The sequence below is a fragment of the Paeniglutamicibacter sp. GQ140 genome (genome assembly GCF_059759235.1).
Genome location: NZ_JCAXDW010000001.1, coordinates 300889 through 313496, shown reverse-complemented (window position 1 = coordinate 313496; position 12608 = coordinate 300889). Strand labels below are relative to the sequence as shown.

Here is a 12608-nt window from a genome sequence, read left to right as displayed (position 1 = left end):
ACGAAACATCGGCATCAGGCGTATCCGGGACCGGGGCGGGGATGCTTCCTAGCGCTCCCCGCCGGCCCGCCGGAGCACGGGGGCTCCGCGACCGGCACGCGCCCGGCGCACCGAGGCAGCGAGGCGGCGACCCAGCAAACCCTGGCCGGGGCTGAAGAGGTAGACCAGGGCGAACACCGCCCCCTGCGTCAGCACGACCATCCCGCCCGAGGCGGTGTCCAGGTAGTAGCTGACGTACAGCCCGATGACCGCGCAGGCCACCGAGATCGCCGGGGCGATGACCAGCATCCGCCCGAACCTGTCGGTGAGCAGGTGCGCGGTGGCGCCGGGGATGATCAGCATCGCCACCACCAGGATCACGCCCACCGCCTGCAGCGCCACCACGGAAGTCAGCGCCAGCAGGCCCAGCAGCGCCGCCCCGAGCAGCCGCGGGTTCAGCCCGATGGCGTGCGCGTGGGTGGAGTCGAAGGCAAAGAGTGTGAAGTCCTTGCGCTTGAGCAGCAGGGCGCCCAGGGCCAGCACGCCCAGGATGACGATCTGGATGAGCTCGGGCTTGGAGACCCCCAAGAGGTTCCCGAAGATGATGTGGCCCAGGTCGGTCTGCGACGGGGTGACCGAGATCAGCACCAGGCCCAGGGCAAAGAGCGTGGAGAAGACGATGCCGATGGCCGCGTCCTCCTTGATGCGGCTGGTGTCGCGCACCGCCCCGATCAGCGCCACGGCCAGGAAGCCGAAGAGCAGCGCGCCGATCGCAAAGGGCACCGAGAACACGTAGGCCAGCACGACTCCCGGGAGCACCGCGTGGGAGACCGCGTCCCCCATCAGCGACCAGCCGATGAGCACCAGCCAGCAGGAGAGCACTGCGCAGACGGCGGCCGCGGTCACCGCGGTGGCCAGCGCATTGATCATGAATCCATATCCCAGCGGCTCGAGGAGCAGGTCGATGGGGTTCATGCCGCATCCCCCCGGCCCAGGACGTCCAGGCCGAAGGCCAGGGCCAGGTTCTCGGGGCGCAGCACCGTCTCCGGGTCCCCGTGCATGAGCACCTTCTGCATCAGCAGCACCGCCTCGTCGGCCAGGTTCGGCAGGGCGTGCAGGTCGTGGGTCGAGACCAGGATCGCGGCCCCGGCGGCGGCCTGCTCGCGCAGCAACCGGGTGATGGTGGCCTCGGATCTCTTGTCGACGCCCGCGAACGGCTCGTCGAGCAGCAGGATCGTGGCGTCCTGGGCGATGCCGCGGGCCACGAAGGCCCGCTTCTTCTGGCCCCCGGAGAGCTGCCCGATCTGCCGGCGTGCGTAGTCGGTGAGTTCCACGCGTTCCAGCGCCTCGTCCACCGCCAGCTTGTCGGCCTTGGATGGGCGGCGGGTGAATCCCATGTGGCCGTAGCGGCCCATCATGACCACGTCGTGCACCGAGACGGGGAACGCCCAGTCGACGTCCTCGCTCTGCGGCACATAGCCGATGGCCGCGGACCTGCGGGCCTGGGCCGGGGTGCCGCCGTTGATGCGCACGGTCCCGGAATCGGGCTTGACCAGGCCCATGATGGCCTTGAAGAGCGTCGATTTCCCCGACCCGTTCATGCCCACCAGGCCGCAGATGCGCGAGTTGTTCAACTGGAGGGAAGCCGATTTCAGGGCCAGGACGTCCCCGTAGCTAACGGTGAGGTCGGTGACGGTGACCGCGGGGGTGCTCACGGCTTCTCCCCGGTCAGTGCCTCGAGGATCACGTCGGTGTCGTGCCGGATGAGGTCCAGGTAGGTGGGGACCGGGCCGTCGGCCTCGGAGAGGGAGTCGACGAACAGGGTGCCGCCGTAGCTGGTCCCGGAGCCCTGCACGACCTGCTGCATCGGGGCGTCGGAGACGGTGGATTCGCAGAACACCGCCGGCACCTCGTTCTCCTTGACGAACTCGATGGCCGAGGCGATCTGCCGCGGGGTGGCCTGCTGCTCGGCGTTCACTGCCCAGATGTACTTTTCGGTCAGGCCGGCGTCGCGGGCCAGGTAGGAGAAGGCGCCCTCGCAGGTCACCAGCGCCCGCTCGTTCTCCTTGAGCCCGGAGAGCCCGTCGATGAGGTTCTTCTCCAGCGTTTCCAGCTCGGCGGTGTAGGCGCGGGCGTTCTCGGTGTAGTACGCGCCGTTTTCCGGGTCGAGCTCGATGAAGGCGTCGCGGATGTTGGCCACGTAGCGCTGCACGTTGACCGGGCTCATCCAGGCATGCGGGTTCGGCAGCCCGGTGTAGGCGTCCTCGGAGATGTCGATGACCTCGATGCCCTCGCTGACCACCACGTGCGGCACGTCGAGCTCGGTGATGAACTGCTCGAACCAGGCCTCGAGGTTCAGCCCGTTGTCGAGGATGAGCTGGGCTCGCGAGGCCTTGGCGATGTCCTGGGGCGTGGGCTCGTAGCCGTGGATCTCGGCCCCGGCCTTGGTGATGGATTCGACGGCGATCTTGTCGCCCGCAACGTTTTGGGCAATGTCGGCCAGCACGGTGAAGGTGGTCAGAACGACCGGGCGGTCGGTGGGACCCTGGCCGGAGACGGCCCCGGGGGAATCGCACCCGGCAAGCGTGGCGGCAAGCGCGATGCAGGCCAGGGTGGCCGAGAGGCGGCGGCGCCAGGAGGTGGCGCGGGCGCGGGAAGGATTCGTCATTGAGGTCCTATGCGGTGCGGTGTGTCGATCGGTGAAGGAAGCGCGTAATTCATAGTACGGCATGACGTAGATCAATGTACGCCTTGGCGTAACTTTGCTGGATCCGGCCGCCTGGCACGCGGTGGCGGCGGCGGCCGCGGGACGTCGGGCAGCAGGGTGGGGACAAGGCGCGGGCTACTGCCGGGTATCGGGCCCCGACCCATTGATGTGCCGCGTCCACGGGCATAGACTCGCGCCTGAACCCACCTTCACACAATACGTTCGATAGCTGGAGATGCCATGCCCAAGCCAGACCTGACCGTTGGATCGCCCTGCTGGATCGACCTGCTGACCTCGGACCCCCAGCAATCCCAGGATTTCTACAACACGCTCTTTGGGTGGACCTACGAGGCAGGGGACCAGGAGAAATACGGCGGCTATGTCACCGCGTCGAAAGACGGGAAGATGGTTGCCGGGATCATGAACAACGACGGCACCTCCGGTTCCCCGGATGTGTGGACCACGTACCTTCGCGTGGATGACATTGACGCGGCGGCCAAGTCCGCGACCGAGCACGGAGGCCAGGTGTACATGCCGCCGATGGAGATACCGGAACAGGGCAAGATGGCGATGTTCGGTGACGCCGGTGGAGCTGCCGTGGGAATCTGGGAGTTTGGCGGTCACACCGGATACGAGGTGGCGGCCGAAGACGGCGCACCGGCCTGGCACGAACTCTTTACCCGGGACTTCGCCCCGACAGTGAAGTTTTACGAGGACGTCTTCGGCTGGGAGACCGCCGTGGTCGGGGACACCGACGAGTTCCGCTACACCACGCTGGGGGCCGGGGACGACTCCAAGGCCGGGATCATGGACGCCAGTTCGTTCCTGCCGGAGGGCGCACCGGCCAGCTGGCACGTCTACTTCTCGGTCGAGGACGCCGACGCGGTCATCGAAAAGACGCTGGCACTGGGCGGCGCTGTCGTCCAGCCCGCGGAGGACACGCCCTTTGGGCGCAATGCCGCGTTGAAGGATCCCACCGGCGCGGAGTTCTGGATCACCCAGGAAATCGCGCAGGGCTGAGAGTGCCGGAACCGGACATCCGGGTTTCCGGCGACTAGGGGGAAACATTGACGCCGGCGCCTTGTCGCTGGGGGTGCGAGGTGCCGGCGCCAATGTCCGCCGTGGGTTCTCCCTGGCGGTCGGGTTGCATGCCGCCACCCGGCGGAGCCCGGAAGTCGGTCGACACCGGCATCCACGCCTAGGCCGGGACCGAAACCCGAAGCATGGCCTCGATCGTCGCGCGGCACCCGCCGCAGCCGGTGCCGGCCCGGCAGGCGGCACCGATCTCGGCCACTGTGGTGCAACCCTCCTCCACGGCATGGGCCACCTGGCCATGGGTGGCACCGGTGCAGCGGCACAACTGGTCATCGGCGCCTGCCGCGACGAGGGACTCGGGCAGGCCCGGGTCATCGAGCCGCAGCAGCGTGGAACGGTCCCGGGGCAGCGTGCTGCCCCGCTCAAAGGCCAGCACCAACTCGGCGCCGGTGCGCGGCAACCCGATCGCCAGGAAGCCGGTCAGCACCTCCCGCTCGGTGACAAGCTTCAGGTACTGGCCCGCCGTCGGATCGGCAAACACGCTCACCCGCGCCCTGCCCTCGTCCCACGGGCCTGCCGTCACGTTTCCCGCCACGACCAGCTCCAGCCCCTGGCCCTTGAGCATCAACACGTTGGAGGTCTCGTGGCGCGGGGCGGCGCTCGGGGCATCCAGCGGCCCGCTCGCCGTGTCCGGGGCCGGGGCCCGGTGCGTGAGCAGGAAGTCGGCCAGCCATGCGGCCTGCGCCCAGCCCGGGGCCAAGAGCCCGGCCGGCGCCGTCCCTGCCACCTCGGCGCAATCTCCCAGCGCGAAGACCCGGTGCTCGGTGTCGGCCACCAGGTATTCATTGGTTTGGATGCCCCTGCCCACCTTCAGCCCGCACCCTGCGGCCAGTTCGGTGCGGGCCCGGACCCCGCAGGAGAGCAACAGGGCATCCCCGGTGATCTCCCCGTGGTCTTCGGTCGCCAGCGCGGTGAACCCGTGGGCGTCCCGCCGCACGGCGGTGGCCCTGACCCCGGAAACGACCTCGACGCCCGCGGCCCGCAGGGACCTTGCCAGCAGCATTCCGCCATCTGCGTCCACGGAACGACCCAGCGGGGCGGGACCGTGGTGCACCAGCACGGGTCGGTGCCCGGCCTCGGCCATGGCCAGCGCGGCCTCGATGCCCAGGATGCCGCCGCCGAGCACCAGCACCCGACCGCCGGATTCCAGTACCCGGTTCAGCGCCGCCGCATCCTCGAGGGTGCGCAGCGCCATGACTCCGGCAGGCAGGTTTGCCTCCGCATGCGGGGCGAAGTCCAGCCCGTTCAGCGTCGGGACCACCGGGCGGGCGCCGGTGGCGAACACCAACCTGTCATAGCCCAGCACGCGGCCCGACCCCAGGCGCACCTGGCGCCGCGAGCGGTCCACCCGCGTCACGGTTTCCCCCAGGTGCAGCCCGACGCCCGCCGCCACCAGGCGATGCGGATCGATCATGGCCAGATGCTCCGGGGAGGTCGCGCCGCTGGCCACCTCGGCCAGCAACACGCGGTTGTAGGCTGCGTGTTCCTCGGCGGAAACGACATCGAGGGTGAACAGCCCCGCGGCGAGGCCCGGAAGCAGGCCCTCCAGCAGCGAGGCGGCGACCGGGCCGAAGCCGATGACGAGGATGCGTTCGCGGATCGTCTCACTCATGATTCATCTCCCAAGGGGTGCAGGGACACCGGTGCGTTCTTGAATTCGGGCATGGAGCTGACCGGGTCCACCCGGGATCCGGTGAGCAGGTTGGCGTTCTGGGTCCCGGCAAAGTGGAAGGGCAGGAACACTGCGTCAAGGCGCACCGCGGTGGTGAGACTGGCTCGGGCCACGACTTCGCCGCGCCCGTTGCGCACCGCGACGCGTTGGCCCTCCGCGATGCCGTGGGCAAGCGCCGTTCCGGGGTGGATTTCCAGGCGTGCCTCGGGGGCGGCGCCGGCCAGCTCGGGGACCCGGCGGGTTTGCGTCCCGGATTGGTAGTGCTCCAGCAGGCGCCCGGTGAGAAGCGCCAGCTGCCCCTCGCCGTGCAGTGCCTCGCCGCCGGCATCCGGGTACACCGGGATGAGCCGCGCCCGCGCATCGGGGTGCGCGAAGCCGTCCAGGAAGAGCCGGGGCGTGCCCGAGCGCCGCCCCGGCACCCGCGACACCGGGTGTTCGGTGGAGCAGGGCCAGTACACGGCCGCCCCGGCGTCAAGGTCCTCCCAGTCGATGCCCGAGTAGTCGGCCAGCCCGCCGGCCGAGGCCAGGCGCAGCTCCTCGAACACCTCGCGGGCGTCGGCCGAGAACGTTCCGGGGGAGTCCAGCCGCTTGGCGAGTTCGGCCATGATCCACAATTCGCCGCGTGCCCCCTCCGGTGCCTCCAGGGCCTTGCGCCGGCGCAGCACCCTGCCCTCCAGATTGGTCATGGTGCCTTCCTCCTCGGCCCACTGCAAGACCGGAAGCACCAGGTCCGCCTCGGCGGCGGTCTCGGAGAGAAAGAAGTCGCAGACCACCAGGAAGTCCAGGCGGCGCAGCCCGGCCAGGACCTTGGAGGCATCCGGGGAGGAGATGACGGGGTTGGACCCGTGGACCATCAGCATGCGGGACCCGGATTCGGTGCCCAGGGTGTGCAAAAGCTCGGTGGCGGGGATGCCGGGGCCGGGAATCATTCCGGGGTCCACGCCCCACACCTTGGCTACGTGCGCCCGGTGGGCGGGATCGGTGATCTTGCGGTAGCCGGGCAGCTGGTCGGACTTCTGCCCGTGCTCGCGCCCGCCCTGGCCGTTGCCCTGCCCGGTGATGGTGCCGAAACCGCCGCCGGTGGTGCCGGGCAGCCCGAGCAGCAGGGCGAGGTTGATGGCGGCGGTGGTGGTGTCGGTGCCGTTGGCGTGCTGTTCGACCCCGCGCCCGGTCAGGATAAACACGCCTTCGCCGCCGGCCCTGGCGGCTGCTGCTGCGGCGGCCAGGGCCCGGGCGGTGCGCCGGATCTCGGCGGCCGGGACGCCGGTGGTTGAGGCAACGCGCTCGGGCCACCAGGCGCCGAGCGAGGCGCGCAGCCCGGCCAGCCCGTTGGTGCGCTTCGCGACGTAGTCGTCGTCTGCCAGGTTCTCGGCCAGCAGCACGTGCGCCAGGCCCAGTAGCAACTCCAGGTCCGTGCCGGGGGTGGGCTGCAGGTGCCAGCCGGAGCCATCGCTGCACAACCCGGCCGTGGGGGAGCGCCGGGGGTCCACCACGATCAGCCCGCCGCAGGTGCGGGCGTTTTCCAGGTGCCGCACAAACGGCGGCATGGTTTCCGCCACGTTGGATCCCAGCATCAGGATCATCGAGGCGGCATCAAGGTCCACCAGCGGGAAGGGCAGTCCCCGGTCCAGGCCGAAGGCCCGGTTGCCGGCGGCTGCGGCCGATGACATGCAGAAGCGCCCGTTGTAGTCGATGCGCGAGGTGCCCAGGGCCAGCCTGGCGAACTTGCCTAGCTGGTAGGCCTTCTCATTGGTCAGCCCGCCGGCGCCGAAGACTGCCACCGCATCGGCCCCGTGCTCCTTGCGGATCGATGCAGCGCGCCGCGCCAGCTCGTCCAGCGCCTCGTCCCAGCCCACCGGCTCGAAGCCGCCGTCCTCCCGGCGGCGCAGCGGGGTGCGCAGGCGTTCGGGATGGTTGAGCAGGTTTCCCGCGCTGTATCCCTTGCGGCACAAGGCGCCGCCGTTGGTCTCGAAGTCGCGTCCGGCCAGCAGCACCGGATCGCGCGCCTCGGCGCCCGGGCTCGGGTCCAGGCTGATGCCGCATTGCAGGGCGCAATAGGGGCAGTGCGTGGGCGTGGTCTTGGGGTCAACGGCGGTGGCTGTCATTTAGATGCTCCGCCCGGCCAAGGCCGTGCCGCGGCGGATGTAGCAGAACCAGACCAGGAACATCAGGGCCGCATAGAACGCCACGAAGAGGACGAAGGCAGCGCTGTAGGAGCCGCTCTTGGACAGCGAGAGCCCAAGGGCCTGCGGGATCAGGAATCCGCCGTAGGCACCGATGGCCGAGATCAGCCCGAGGGCCGCGGCTCCCTTGCGGGCAGCCGAGACGTTGCCGGTGCCGTTCGCTGCGCGCAGCGCGAAGACGACGGGGATCATCCGGTAGGTCGAGCCGTTGCCGATGCCGCTGGCGGCAAAGAGGATGAGGAACAGGGCCAGGAAGACCCAGAAGTTCGCGGCGGGAAGGATGAGGACCACGGCCATGGTCACCAGGCCCATGACGCCCAGTGCGCCCAGGGTGATGCGCGCGCCGCCGTGCCTGTCGGCGAGCCTGCCGCCGGCGGGCCGGGCGAGGGATCCGACCAGCGGGCCGAGGAAGGCCAGCGAGAGCGCCGCGGTTCCCAGGGTGAAGGAGGAATAGTCGGGGAAGGTGTCGCGGATCAGCTTGGGGAAGACCGCGGAGAACCCGATGAAGGATCCGAAGGTTCCGATGTACAGGGCGGCAATGATCCACAGGTGTGGTTCCCTCAGGCAGGCCAGGGCGCCGCGAACATCGGAGCGGGCGTTGCCGAGGTTGTGCATGTGGCGCTTGGCGCCCCAGGCGGCCAGCAGGATCAGCGGGATCCAGATCAGTCCGGCCAGCGGCAGCTGCAGGGAGCCTGCGGCGAAGACGGTGACGGCGATGGGCACCAGCAGCTGGGCCACCGCGGCGCCCAGGTTCCCGCCGGCGGCGTTCAGGCCCAGCGCCCAGCCCTTTTGCGAGGCGGGGAAGAAGTAGGTGATGTTGGCCATCGAGGAGGCGAAGTTGCCGCCGCCGAACCCGGCGAGCCCGGCCAGCGTCAGCAGCATCCAGAAGGGCGTTGCGGGGTTGGAGACGGCCACGGCCAGGCCGCCGGCGGGAATCAAGAGCAGCAGCGCCGAGACGATGGTCCAGTTGCGTCCGCCGAAGCGGGCGACCATGAAGGTGTAGGGGATCCGCAGCGTGGCTCCGACCAGGCTGGGCATCGAGATCAGCCAGAAGAGCTGGCCGTTGTCCAGGTCGAATCCGGCGGCCGGCAGGTAGACGGCGACGACGGCAAACAGTTGCCACACCACGAAGCCCAGGAATTCGGCGAAGATCGACCAGTAAAGGTTGGTGCGGGCGGTTTTCTTGCCGATGCCTTCCCAGAATGCAGGGTTTTCGGCGTCCCAGTTGTGTACCCAGCGTCCCGGCCCCATGTCGAGACGGACCTGCGTGGTCGGCGTTCCGGTGCGATGTTGTTCCTGCTCTAGCTGTGCGCTCAAGGCGTATCGTCCCCTCGTCCCTGGTGGTTGATGCCTTAAGCATTCCCGAGGGAGGTTTCGCCGGGCCGCACTTGATGTTGCGGGAAGCGAACATGTAGATCACCGCGGAGCCTGGGAGGGGAAGGAAACGGAAACCTGTCCGAAACATGGGCACCCATGCCGCCCGGCACCCGCCGGATCCCGCGTTAAAGGCCGGTGGCCTGCCCGGATCCATGCGGATCCCGGCAGGCCACCGGCCTTGGGGTGCCATGCGGCACCCCGCCAACACTTGTGCGGGCTACTTCTTGAGGTGGTCGACCAGCTTCGAGGCGATGCCGTTGTAGGACCCCGGGGTCAGCGCCAGCAGGCGTGCCTCGGCCTCGGCCGAGAGTCCCAGCGAGGAGACGAACTCCTGCATGCGGGCCGCGTCGACGCGCTGGCCGCGGGTCAGGTCCTTGAGGCGCTCGTACGGGTTTTCCATGCCCTCGACCCCGGCGATGGCTTCGGCGCGCATGACCATCTGGATGGCCTCGCCGAGCACCTCCCAGTTGTGCTCCAGGTCGTTGGCCAGCACGGCCTCGGCAACGTCAAGGCGGTCAAGGCCCTTGGCGACGTTGGAGATTGCCAGCAGCGAGTGGCCGAAGGCGGTGCCGATGTTGCGCTGCGAGGAGGAATCGGTGAGGTCGCGCTGCCAGCGGCTGGTCACCAGGGTGGAGCCCAGGGTGTCGAGCAGGCCGTTGGAGATCTCCAGGTTTGCCTCGGCGTTCTCGAAGCGGATCGGGTTGACCTTGTGCGGCATGGTCGAGGAGCCGGTGGCACCGGCAACCGGGATCTGCGCGAAGTAGCCGATGGAGATGTAGCTCCACACGTCGGTGCACAGGTTGTGCAGGATCCGGTTGAAGCGTGCCACGTCGGCATACAGCTCGGCCTGCCAGTCGTGCGACTCGATCTGGGTGGTCAGCGGGTTCCAGCTCAATCCCAGGCCCTCGACGAAGGAGCGCGAGACTTCCTGCCAGTCGGCGGAGGGGACCGAGGCGTAGTGGGCGGCGTAGGTGCCGGTGGCGCCGTTGATCTTGCCCAGGAACTCGGTCTTTTCGATGCGGTCAAGCTGGCGGGTCAGGCGCCAGGCCAGCACGGCAAGTTCCTTGCCCAGGGTGGTGGGGGTGGCGGGCTGTCCGTGGGTGCGCGAGAGCATCGGCACGTCGCGGGAATCCTCGGCCATCGTGGTGATCTGGGCGACCAGCGTGCGGGCCGCAGGCAGCCAGACGTTCAGGACGGCGTCCTTGATGCCCAGGGCGTAGGAGAGGTTGTTGATGTCCTCGGAGGTGCAGCCGAAGTGGACCAGCGCGGTGAGGTCCTCGATGCCGATGTTCCCCAGGCGGCGGCCGATGTAGTACTCCACGGCCTTCACGTCGTGCACCGTGACGGCCTCGATCTCGGCCAGTTCGGCAACGGAGGCGGCGTTGAAGTCGGTGACGATCTTGCGCAGTGCGGTGCGCTGGGCCTCGGTGAGCGGGGAGGTGCCCGGAAGCACGGAGTTGTCCGTCAGGTGGATCAGCCATTCGACCTCCACGTGGACGCGGTCGCGGTTCAGTGCCGCTTCGGAGAGGTGGTCGACCAGCGGGGCCACGGCGGCACGGTAACGACCGTCCAGGGCACCAAGGGCGAGGGGTTCGGATGCAAGTGAAATGCGCGCGGAATCAGCCATGGTGCCCATTCTTTCACGATTCATCCCGCACACGCCCAGAGCGTGACGCCGCCCACTTCATGCTTATCCACACGCAGTGGCCTCCCGCCGGCCGGAAGGGCAGGCCGCTGTCACTGTTGGTTTCAGGACGACGGCTCCGGGAAACCGGTGCGGACACGGGAAGGACGTGGTGGGAAAGACCATGTTGGAAGCAATTGCCGATGAAATGCTGATGCGGGTGGTTGCCGCCCAGGCCGCGGTGTACCGGGCCCGTGAACAACTTGGGCAGGTGCTGAACCTGGAATGGGAGTCACCTGCCGGCAGGGCGTTTCGCGACCGGGCGGCGGAGCTTGCCGGCAAGGTCGCGGACCTTGACACCAGATTGGAGGCGGCTCGCGGGGAAATCTGGGCCGCCCGCGCCGACCTGGCCGAGCTGGAGTCGGTGATCCTCTCCACGATGGGCCCGATGGGTACAGTCATTGCACCGTGGGGTCCTCCGCGAGGGCTGCTCGGGGCACTGTAGGTGAAAGGAGGCCGCCATGGGATACGAGGTCCGCGGGGGACCGGGATCGATTCGGTACTCCATCACGGAGCTTGAACGCACCGGGTCCATGCTGGGCAGCGCCAAGGAACACCTGATCGAGGCCGCCGGTCTCCTGGCACGGGCCCCGGATTTCCCCGCCGTGACGATGGCGCACGGCAACGCGGGACTGCGCCGGCAAACAACCGACGTGGAGAACGGCATCCGCGAGGCCACCTCGCTGTGCTACCTGCGTGCGGCCGAAAGCGGGATCCTTGCCCTGAAGGTCGTCACGGCGCGTGCCCGTTATGAGCAGGCCGAGGCGGAGGCGCAGCGCCTGGTGACAAGGTCACGCGCCGACCGGCTGCCGCTGACGCTGCTCTGGGACCTGTTGGGAAACAAGGGACGGCCGCGTACGCAGACCACCGAGGATCTGCTCAACGAGTTGCCGGGATTCATGGGGGTGCCGCTGGGATTCCTGCGGGGCAAGGAGCACGGCGGACTGTTCCAGACTCCCTATCCCGACCGGCTTTACCGGTGGCTCACCGACTTGTTGCGGGACCAAAACCTCGTTGACCTGTCGCCCATCGAAGTGCTCGGCCGCGGACGGGACCAGACCGTGGATATCGACGGATCCGTGGAGTCCCTCGTACGGTTGCAGAAACTGGCCGAAAAGGAGCCCCCGGGAAGCCTGCTGGTCACCCGGGTCGAGCGGCCGGAAGGCCCCGTGTACGTGCTGACGCTTCCCGGGACCCAGTCCGATCCATCCCTGGGCGCCGAGAGCAGGGTCTGCCGGCCCGATGGAACGGATTCCGGGCAGGAGTTGGGCAATCCCTGGGACGGCCTTGGCCTTGTTGAGGGGATGGGCAATGAATCGCGAAACCTGATCCCGCCCATCGAGGACGCGCTGAGGCAGTCCGGGGCACGCAACGGCGACCGCGTGGTGGTGAGTGGCTACAGCCAGGGCGGAATCCACGCGACCAACATCGTCAACGACGATCACCTCAACACTCTCTTCAGCTTCTCCCTGCTTTCAACCTTCGGGTCGCCGACGGGACGGATTCCGGTCCCGAAGGACACCCAGGCGTTGCATCTGGAAGACAGGAACGACCTGGTGCCGGGCACCGATGGCAGCCCGAATCCCGATGAGCGAAACCGGCTGACGGTGGTATTCGACGGTCCCGACGGAACAAAGGAGTTGGGAAACGATGGATTCGGGGAGGCGCACAAGCTCGAAAACTACGAGGCGCACGCCAAGGAGCTGCGCAGCGCCACGGATCCCGGGGTCGTGGAATCGATGGGACTGCTGGGCGCCCTTTTCGGCAGTTCGGGCCGGGGCCGGGTCCGGTCCTTCCAATTGGCCCGCCGGCCCAGGTCCGCGGTGAAATTGCCCGGCAGGGACCGAAAGCAGGATCGGCTGAAGGAGATCGCCCCGCCGCACTAGGGCCCGTCAAGGCGGCGCGATGCCG

The 12608-nt window shown here is 68.6% G+C and carries 10 protein-coding genes; 3 read left to right on the top strand and 7 right to left on the bottom strand.

Annotated elements, in window-relative coordinates; translation table 11 throughout:
• Positions 1 to 48 precede the first annotated feature (48 nt).
• From AC6CHY_RS01415 to AC6CHY_RS01405, 3 genes are read right to left on the bottom strand one after another with little or no spacing between them, the layout of a single operon-like run.
• On the bottom strand, positions 49 to 954 hold the full coding sequence (locus tag AC6CHY_RS01415; protein WP_217387365.1) for a metal ABC transporter permease: 906 nt from the start codon (positions 952 to 954) through the stop codon (positions 49 to 51).
• Entirely contained in the window at positions 951 to 1694 is a 744-nt protein-coding gene (locus tag AC6CHY_RS01410) for a metal ABC transporter ATP-binding protein (RefSeq protein ID WP_498225174.1), read from the bottom strand. Before AC6CHY_RS01410 ends, AC6CHY_RS01415 begins: the two co-directional genes overlap by 4 nt.
• On the bottom strand, positions 1691 to 2647 hold the full coding sequence (locus AC6CHY_RS01405; RefSeq protein ID WP_498225173.1) for a metal ABC transporter substrate-binding protein: 957 nt from the start codon (positions 2645 to 2647) through the stop codon (positions 1691 to 1693). Before AC6CHY_RS01405 ends, AC6CHY_RS01410 begins: the two co-directional genes overlap by 4 nt.
• A 279-nt stretch (positions 2648 to 2926) precedes the next feature.
• On the opposite strand from AC6CHY_RS01405, the gene AC6CHY_RS01400 reads away from it, so the two are divergent.
• Positions 2927 to 3706 carry a VOC family protein gene (locus AC6CHY_RS01400; RefSeq protein ID WP_498225172.1) on the top strand — a complete coding sequence of 260 codons (780 nt, stop codon included), beginning with the start codon at positions 2927 to 2929 and terminating at the stop codon, positions 3704 to 3706.
• Positions 3707 to 3884: 178 nt separating this feature from the next.
• Here AC6CHY_RS01400 and AC6CHY_RS01395 read toward each other — a convergent pair whose 3' ends face one another.
• The 4 genes from AC6CHY_RS01395 to purB all read right to left on the bottom strand — a co-directional run bounded on the left by AC6CHY_RS01395 (position 3885) and on the right by purB (position 10640).
• On the bottom strand, positions 3885 to 5393 hold the full coding sequence (locus tag AC6CHY_RS01395) for an FAD-dependent oxidoreductase (protein ID WP_498225171.1): 1509 nt from the start codon (positions 5391 to 5393) through the stop codon (positions 3885 to 3887).
• Complete coding sequence (locus AC6CHY_RS01390; protein ID WP_498225170.1) at positions 5390 to 7558, bottom strand: molybdopterin oxidoreductase family protein; 2169 nt, start codon at positions 7556 to 7558, stop codon at positions 5390 to 5392. Before AC6CHY_RS01390 ends, AC6CHY_RS01395 begins: the two co-directional genes overlap by 4 nt.
• The gene (locus tag AC6CHY_RS01385) at positions 7559 to 8953 is read right to left on the bottom strand and encodes an MFS transporter (RefSeq protein WP_498225169.1); all 1395 of its coding nucleotides are present in this window, start codon (positions 8951 to 8953) and stop codon (positions 7559 to 7561) included.
• A gap of 277 nt (positions 8954 to 9230) precedes the next feature.
• On the bottom strand, positions 9231 to 10640 hold the full coding sequence (gene purB / locus AC6CHY_RS01380; RefSeq protein ID WP_498225168.1) for an adenylosuccinate lyase: 1410 nt from the start codon (positions 10638 to 10640) through the stop codon (positions 9231 to 9233).
• 181 nt (positions 10641 to 10821) lie between these two features.
• Here purB and AC6CHY_RS01375 point away from each other — a divergent pair, with 181 nt between their 5' ends.
• Positions 10822 to 11142 carry a hypothetical protein gene (locus AC6CHY_RS01375; RefSeq protein ID WP_498225167.1) on the top strand — a complete coding sequence of 107 codons (321 nt, stop codon included), beginning with the start codon at positions 10822 to 10824 and terminating at the stop codon, positions 11140 to 11142.
• A 16-nt stretch (positions 11143 to 11158) separates the two neighbouring features.
• Positions 11159 to 12583 (top strand): hypothetical protein, encoded by a 1425-nt coding sequence (locus tag AC6CHY_RS01370; protein WP_498225166.1) that lies wholly within the window; start codon positions 11159 to 11161, stop codon positions 12581 to 12583.
• Positions 12584 to 12608 lie beyond the last annotated feature (25 nt).

Coding starts and splice junctions, on each gene's coding strand:
- AC6CHY_RS01415 (WP_217387365.1), bottom strand. CDS start 954: ATGAACCCCATCGACCTGCTCCTCGAGCCGCTGGGATATGGATTCATG.
- AC6CHY_RS01405 (WP_498225173.1), bottom strand. CDS start 2,647: ATGACGAATCCTTCCCGCGCCCGCGCCACCTCCTGGCGCCGCCGCCTC.
- AC6CHY_RS01400 (WP_498225172.1), top strand. CDS start 2,927: ATGCCCAAGCCAGACCTGACCGTTGGATCGCCCTGCTGGATCGACCTG.
- AC6CHY_RS01395 (WP_498225171.1), bottom strand. CDS start 5,393: ATGAGTGAGACGATCCGCGAACGCATCCTCGTCATCGGCTTCGGCCCG.
- AC6CHY_RS01390 (WP_498225170.1), bottom strand. CDS start 7,558: ATGACAGCCACCGCCGTTGACCCCAAGACCACGCCCACGCACTGCCCC.
- purB (WP_498225168.1), bottom strand. CDS start 10,640: ATGGCTGATTCCGCGCGCATTTCACTTGCATCCGAACCCCTCGCCCTT.
- AC6CHY_RS01375 (WP_498225167.1), top strand. CDS start 10,822: ATGTTGGAAGCAATTGCCGATGAAATGCTGATGCGGGTGGTTGCCGCC.
- AC6CHY_RS01370 (WP_498225166.1), top strand. CDS start 11,159: ATGGGATACGAGGTCCGCGGGGGACCGGGATCGATTCGGTACTCCATC.